At 62.4% G+C, this 6,533-nt stretch carries 7 protein-coding genes; 6 read left to right on the forward strand and 1 reads right to left on the reverse strand.

Annotated features, from left to right (window positions below; all coding sequences use genetic code 11):
- Positions 1 to 242: 242 nt before the first annotated feature.
- The gene (locus ABJK70_RS18080; RefSeq protein ID WP_086133629.1) at positions 243 to 1,673 is read right to left on the reverse strand and encodes a PLP-dependent aminotransferase family protein; all 1,431 of its coding nucleotides are present in this window, start codon (positions 1,671 to 1,673) and stop codon (positions 243 to 245) included.
- Positions 1,674 to 1,801: 128 nt separating this feature from the next.
- Between ABJK70_RS18080 and ABJK70_RS18085 the strand changes: the two genes are divergently transcribed.
- The 6 genes from ABJK70_RS18085 to ABJK70_RS18110 form a co-directional block, all read left to right on the forward strand.
- On the forward strand, positions 1,802 to 2,782 hold the full coding sequence (locus tag ABJK70_RS18085; RefSeq protein ID WP_347258675.1) for a DMT family transporter: 981 nt from the start codon (positions 1,802 to 1,804) through the stop codon (positions 2,780 to 2,782).
- Positions 2,769 to 3,362 carry a glutathione S-transferase family protein gene (locus ABJK70_RS18090; protein WP_347258676.1) on the forward strand — a complete coding sequence of 198 codons (594 nt, stop codon included), beginning with the start codon at positions 2,769 to 2,771 and terminating at the stop codon, positions 3,360 to 3,362. The genes ABJK70_RS18085 and ABJK70_RS18090 overlap by 14 nt, the downstream gene beginning before the upstream one ends.
- Positions 3,363 to 3,641: 279 nt before the next feature.
- Positions 3,642 to 4,451, forward strand: a complete 810-nt coding sequence (locus ABJK70_RS18095) for a PhzF family phenazine biosynthesis protein (protein WP_347258677.1) — start codon at positions 3,642 to 3,644, stop codon at positions 4,449 to 4,451.
- Complete coding sequence (locus ABJK70_RS18100) at positions 4,448 to 5,647, forward strand: PLP-dependent aminotransferase family protein (protein WP_347258678.1); 1,200 nt, start codon at positions 4,448 to 4,450, stop codon at positions 5,645 to 5,647. Before ABJK70_RS18095 ends, ABJK70_RS18100 begins: the two co-directional genes overlap by 4 nt.
- Positions 5,648 to 5,677: 30 nt before the next feature.
- Positions 5,678 to 6,328 carry a glutathione S-transferase family protein gene (locus ABJK70_RS18105; RefSeq protein WP_347258679.1) on the forward strand — a complete coding sequence of 217 codons (651 nt, stop codon included), beginning with the start codon at positions 5,678 to 5,680 and terminating at the stop codon, positions 6,326 to 6,328.
- Positions 6,325 to 6,533 (forward strand): EamA family transporter (locus ABJK70_RS18110; RefSeq protein WP_347258680.1); only part of this gene is annotated, 209 nt, incomplete at its 3' end. The genes ABJK70_RS18105 and ABJK70_RS18110, both read left to right, overlap by 4 nt.

The raw sequence follows: 6,533 nt of genomic DNA on the forward strand, positions 1-6,533 counted from the left end.
TTGCCGACCTACAACCGTGTCGCCCCGTAGGTCGGGAATCCTTTCCCGACGCCACCTGCCGACCGAGCGTCTTCGTCGGCAAAGGGTTGCCGACCTACAACCGTGCCGCCCGGTAGGTCGGGAATCCTTTCCCGACGCCGCATCCCGACCGAGCGTCTTCGTCGGCAAAGGGTTGCCAACCTACGAAGGTTTGAGTCGATCTATCCTGACTGTAGGCGCCAACGACTTCCGCCGGGCACGTTTCAGTCGTCGAAATCCGTTCCGGAATCCCAGCCGGCAAGCCCCTCATCCAGAAACCGGAAAATGGCCGGATTCCCGCAACCCGCGGCATTGAAGCGCAGCCAGGGCGAGGCTTCCTGCTGAGGTCTGAACAGGGCGCCCGGTGCCAGCATGATGCCCTGCTTGGCCGCCGCCGCGGCCAGCGACGTGGCATTCTCGGACGCATCGCGGCGAGCCCAGATGAACAGTCCGTCCTCCGCGTCCTGGTAAATTTCCAGCCCGCTGCTTTCGAGGTTTCTGACCGCCTCGCCGCGCGCCTTGCGGAGGCGTGAGCGCAGTTTTTCCAGGTGTTTCCGGTAATAGCCATCGGTAAGGAGTTCGTAGACCAGCCGCTCGTCGATTTCCGAGGTGGTCAGGCTGGTCAGGAGCTTGAGATCGGTGAGGCTCTCGGCGATTTCATACTTGCAGGCCAGGAAGCCGACCCGGAGACTTGCGGAAACGGTTTTCGAAAAACTGCTGACGAACAGCACCCGCTCCAGCTGATCGAGCGTCGCAAGGCGCGTCGCCTGTCCGGTCAACAAATCGCCGTAGATATCGTCCTCCACGATCATCAGATCGTAGCGCTCGGCCAGTTGCAAAACCCGGTAGGCCACCGCCTGGGTAATGCTGACGCCGGTCGGGTTGTGGAGCAGCGTGTTGGTGAAAAACACCTTGGGCCGGTGCTCCTCGATGAGGCTTTCCATCGCGGCGGTATCCGGCCCCTGAGTAGTCCAGGGTACGCCGACCAGCCGCGCCCCCGAAAGCTTCAGGTAACCGAACAGGGTGTAATAGCCGGGATCGTCCACCAGCACGGCGTCGCCCGGTTTGACGAACAGCCGGCTGATCAGGTCCAGGGCATGAGTGGCCCCGCGGGTGGTGACGATCTGCCGGGGAGAGCAGCCGATGCCCTGATCGTCGAGCCGCCGCGCCAGCAGGGACCGCAGCGGTTCGTAGCCGGCCGGCAGACCGTATCCGGTCAGATAGGTGCCGCTCTTGCGGGCGAGGGTGCGGAGGCTGCGCTGAATGCCCTCGCCGTCCATCCATTCGCCGGGCAGCCAGCCGGCGCCGGGCATGGCGATGTGCGGCTGTTCCTGCAAGGCGTTGCGGAGCAGCCAGAGCACGTCCATGGCCCGCTCGAGCCGGCAGGACTGATTCACCGCAGCGCCGGATTCCGAGCGTTGAGCCACGTAAAAACCCGACCCCTGCCGGGATTTCAGATAGCCCATCGCCACCAGCCGGTCGAAGGCCTGGACCACGGTGAACTTGCTGACCCGGTGCTCGTTCGCGAAATGCCGGATCGACGGCAGGCGCGCGCCGGGCCGCAAGGCGCGCTCGTCGACGCGCTGCTTGATGCCCGCCACGATCTGTTCGATCAAGGGCCGGCTGTCGTGGGGATCGAGGTTGAGGGAATTCATGATTGTTATGGCTCCGCGACCGGTACAGGATGGCCGAACGGATCGTCAACTGTATCTGTATTGTCCGCCGGCGGCAATTTATTGTACGGCCACCACGCTACGAAAACACGCTCGGGGAATCGGTTGTCATGCAGTCGAACACGTCGAAGATACGCCGGGGTTGGCTTCTCGCTATTTTGGGAATTGCCGGCTTCAGTCTGACCTTGCCCGCAACGCGCGTCGCCGTCCTGCATCTCGATCCCTGGTTCGTTGCCTTTGGACGCGGCGTACTTGCGTCTGGACTGGCGGCAATCGCTTTGCTGGTCACCCGGCAACCTTGGCCGAAGCGTCATCAGCTTCGAGGCTTAGCCTTGGTCGCATTGGGGGTCATCATCGGCTTCCCGGTGCTTTCGGCCTGGGCCATGCGCGAACTGCCGGCGTCCCACGGCGGCATCGCGCTTTCGGTCACGCCCTTGGCCACGGCCTGTTTCGGCGCGTGGTTGGCGGGCGAGCGGCTGCCCGGACGCTTTTGGATCGCGGCGCTGATCGGTGCGGCCGCGGTGTTCGCGTTCGCCTTCGAAGCCGGGGGCGGCAGCCTTCGCTCGGGCGATCTCTGGCTGTTCGTGGCGTCTTTGCTGGCCGCGCTCGGTTATGCCGAGGGCGCCAGGCTGACCCGCATTCTGGGGGGCTGGCAGGTGATCAGCTGGGCCCTGGTGCTGTCGGTGCCTTGGTTGCTGGGACCGCTGTGCTGGATCATGGCGCATACCGATCTCTCGGCGCCGTTCGACGCTTGGGCCGGGTTCGCTTATGTCGCCGTGGTCAGCCAGTTCCTGGCATTCATATTGTGGTATCGCGGTCTGGCCGTGGGCGGTATCGCAAAGATCGGCCAGATACAACTGCTGCAGCCATTCCTGACCTTGGGCGCCTCCGCGTTATGGCTGGGGGAGGCGTTGAGCGGTTCGCTGCTCGGCGTGGCTGCCGTCGTAGTGACAAGCCTTTGGGTCAGTCAGCACTCTCCGATGCGGCAGTCGGCGGAAATCAAGCGCGAAGGCCGCCGAATTCGCCATTCAATGACATTACGGACCGAGAAAAATCAAATCTTAATGAGGAACGATCATGAAGCTTTATGACATGGAATTATCGGGTAACTGCTACAAGATAAGGCTGTTTTGTTCATTGTCAGGGGTGAACTACGAATCCATACCCGTCGACCTGATGAAGGGGGAACACAAGCAGGCGGCCTTCCTGGCCTTAAATCCGCGCGGCCAGGTTCCGGTGCTGGACGATGCCGGCACCGTCGTATGGGACTCCATGGCGATTCTGGTGTACCTGGCCAGAAAATACGGGGGCGAACGGTGGCTCCCTACCGAGGCGGAAACGATGGCCAGGGTCATGCAGTGGCTGGCCTTGTCGGAAAACGAAATCCTGTACGGGCTTGCACGGGCTCGGGCGGTAACCAAATTCAACCGTCCCTGGGATCTGGCGCAATGCCAGGATCTGGGAAGATCCGGATTGGGCGTCATGGAGAATCATCTCGAAAAAAATCGATGGCTCGCCGCCGACCACCCAACCATAGCGGATATCGCCTGTTATCCGTACGTCGCTCTCGCTCCGGAAGGCGGCGTCGTACTGGACGAATTTCCACACATCGGGCAATGGATCGCACGCATCCGGTCCTTGCCCGGTTACGTGGGCATGCCCGGTCTCTGATAGTCCATTCGGCATTTGAATGAACATTTATTGTGGTGGCTCAGCGGAGCGTAACCCACCGACTCAAGGTGGCTTGGTCGAGCCGTTAGGCCGGGAAAGGATTCCCGGCCTATTAAACCAATATTTTTCGGTTTGGCGTAGCGCGCGAAGTAGGTCGGCAATCCCTTGCCGACGCAGCCCGTCGGCGGGAGCTCTGTCGGCAAAGGATTGCCGACCCACGCATCTCCGATGCTCGCCGCCAAGCCGCAATAAAAAACACTCTAGGAAGGCAAAGAATCCATGCGTATCCCCATCTATCAGATCGATGCATTCACCGATCGCCTGTTCGGCGGCAACCCGGCCGCCGTGTGCGTGCTCGGTCGCTGGCTCGACGATTCCGCGCTGCAATCGATTGCCGCGGAAAACAATCTTTCCGAGACCGCTTTCCTGGTCGGCGGGAACGGGCGTTACAGCTTGCGCTGGTTCACGCCCACGGTCGAGGTGGACCTGTGCGGCCACGCGACTCTGGCCGCGGCCCATGTGGTGTTCCGGGAAATGGAGCCGGCCTTGCGGGAAGTGATCTTCGACAGCCGCAGCGGCGAGCTCCGGGTTCGCCGCGAGAACGAGTTCATGACGCTGGATTTTCCGGCGAGTCACGGCATGATTTGCGATTGCCCGGACCTCCTGGCCGAAGGGTTGGGACGCAATCCCCTGGAAGTCCTGCGCGGCGCCATGTACCTTTGCGTTTTTGCCGACGAAGAGGACATACGCTCCTTGCAGCCCGACTTCTCGGCTTTGGCCAAGCTCGACCTCATGGGCGTCATCGTCACGGCGCCGGGCCGCTCGGTGGATTTCGTTTCGCGCATGTTCGCACCCAAGGTCGGCATTCCGGAAGATCCGGTGACCGGCGCGGCCCACTGCCTGCTGACGACCTACTGGGCGGAGCGCACCGGGAAAACCCGCTTCTCCGCGAGACAACTGTCCAGCCGGGGCGGCGAACTGGAATGCGAACTGCGGGGGGAACGCGTTCTCATCTCGGGCCGGGCCGTAAAATACCTGCAAGGCGAAATACTGCTTCAATCCTTTACCGAGGAATCAACGATCCCATGACGCTTCGATTGTCCCGCCGTGCCGAGCGGCTCACCAGTTCCCTGATCCGCGACATCCTGCAAGTCACCCAGCGGCCCGGCGTGATTTCCTTCGCCGGCGGATTGCCCGCGGACGAACTGATGCCGTCCCTGGATTTCGAAGGCCTCGCCGACGACTACCGCCAGTACGGCCCCAGCGAAGGCGAACCTGCCTTGCGGAGCCTGATCGCGCAGAACCTGTCCACATTGGGGGTGGATTGCAACGCGGATCGGGTGCTGGTGACATCCGGCTCGCAGCAGGGCATCGACCTGGTCGGGAAGCTGTTCGTCGACGAAGGCTCGCAGGTCTTGCTGGAAGCGCCCACCTATCTCGCCACGATCCAGGCGCTCGGCGTGTACGGCGCGGAATTCGAAGGACTTCCGCTGTCCGCCGACGGCGTCGATCCGGATACGTTGCGCCTGGCCATAGACCGTCGCCGACCGGCTTTCGTCTATTTGATCCCGACTTTCCAGAACCCTTCCGGGTATTGCTACTCGGACGAAGTCCGGCGCGCGGTAGCCCAGGTTCTGGACGAAACCGGCGTGCCCCTGATCGAAGACGATCCGTACCGGGACCTGGTCTACCAGACGGTCGACCGTACCCCGATCTGCGCCTATCTGGAACGGGCGCCCTGGGTTTATCTCGGGAGCTTTTCCAAGATCACCGCGCCGGGCCTCAGGGTGGGCTATCTCGCTTCGTCGCCGGAACTCTTCTCCGGACTGGTGCGGCTGAAGCAGTCGAGCGATCTGCATACCAACCGCATCGGCCAGGCCTGGCTCACGCGGTTTCTGAGCTCGGCCGGGTTCGACGAACACATGGCGCGGATGATCCGGGTCTACGGGGAACGGCGCGACGCCATGCAGGCCGCCCTCCTGCGCCATTTCGAGGGGCTCGCCGAGTGGCGGGCGCCTGCCGGCGGCCTGTTCTTCTGGCTGCGTCTGACCCGCGAGTGCGATACCCTGGCGGCGCTCCAGGCGGCCCTCACGCGCGACGTGGCGTTCATGCCGGGCGAACCGTTCTTTCCCGCAAGAGACCAGCGTTACCCGGCCTTGCGCCTGAACTTTAGCCATGCGGCTCCGGAAAACATCGAGCGGGGCATCGGCCTGATCGCGGAAATTCTGGGGGAAATCACCGACCGCGGTGGAAACCGCACGAACAGCCCGTCCTTGTCCGTCTGAACTTTTTTCATCGAAAAGGAGTTGTCTTTCATGAATCTGACCCTGGTCATCGGCAACAAGAATTATTCCTCCTGGTCGCTGCGCCCCTGGCTGTTTCTGAAACACCACGGCATTCCCTTCGAAGAGGTCCGGATTCCCCTCTATCGAGAAGACACGGCAAGCCGCATCGCCGCCTATTCGCCGTCCGGAAAAGTGCCCGTACTGGTGAACGATGGGGTTACTGTCTGGGATTCCCTGGCCATACTCGAATATCTGGCGGAACGCTTCCCGAAGACCGGCGGATGGCCTGAAGCTCTTTCCGACCGGGCAAAGGCCCGCTCGCTCGCGGCGGAAATGCACGCGGGCTTTCAGGCCTTGCGCATACATTGCAGCATGAACTGCCGGCGACAACCGGTTGCCAAGGAATTGCCCGAGGACGCTCAAAAGGACGTCGCCCGAATCGGGCAAATCTGGCAGGACTGCCGGGAGCGGCACGCGAATGACGGTCCTTGGCTGTTCGGCCGCTTCACCGTCGTCGATGCCATGTACGCACCGGTGGCCTTGCGTTTTTGGACCTATCGGCTCGATGCAGGTCCCGTGGCGCAGGACTACGTGAATACGGTGCTCGGCCATCCTGCCATGGTTGAATGGATCGAGGCCGGCAAATCGGAAACCGAGGTCATCCAGGCGTTCGAGGAATGAAAACGAGGATTTGGCTAGCGTTGCTGGCGGTTTATTTCGTTTGGGGCTCGACCTATCTGGTGATCCGCTTCGCGGTGGAAACGCTTCCGCCGTTTCTGTCGGGCGGGCTCCGCTTCCTCGTTTCGGGCGCGATCCTGCTGATCTGGCGACGCGCGGCCGGAGATGCCATGCCGACCCTTCGCCAATGGCGATCGGCAGCCATCGT

This window comes from Methylocaldum sp., from assembly GCF_039794385.1.
In the GTDB taxonomy this organism is placed as follows: domain Bacteria; phylum Pseudomonadota; class Gammaproteobacteria; order Methylococcales; family Methylococcaceae; genus Methylocaldum.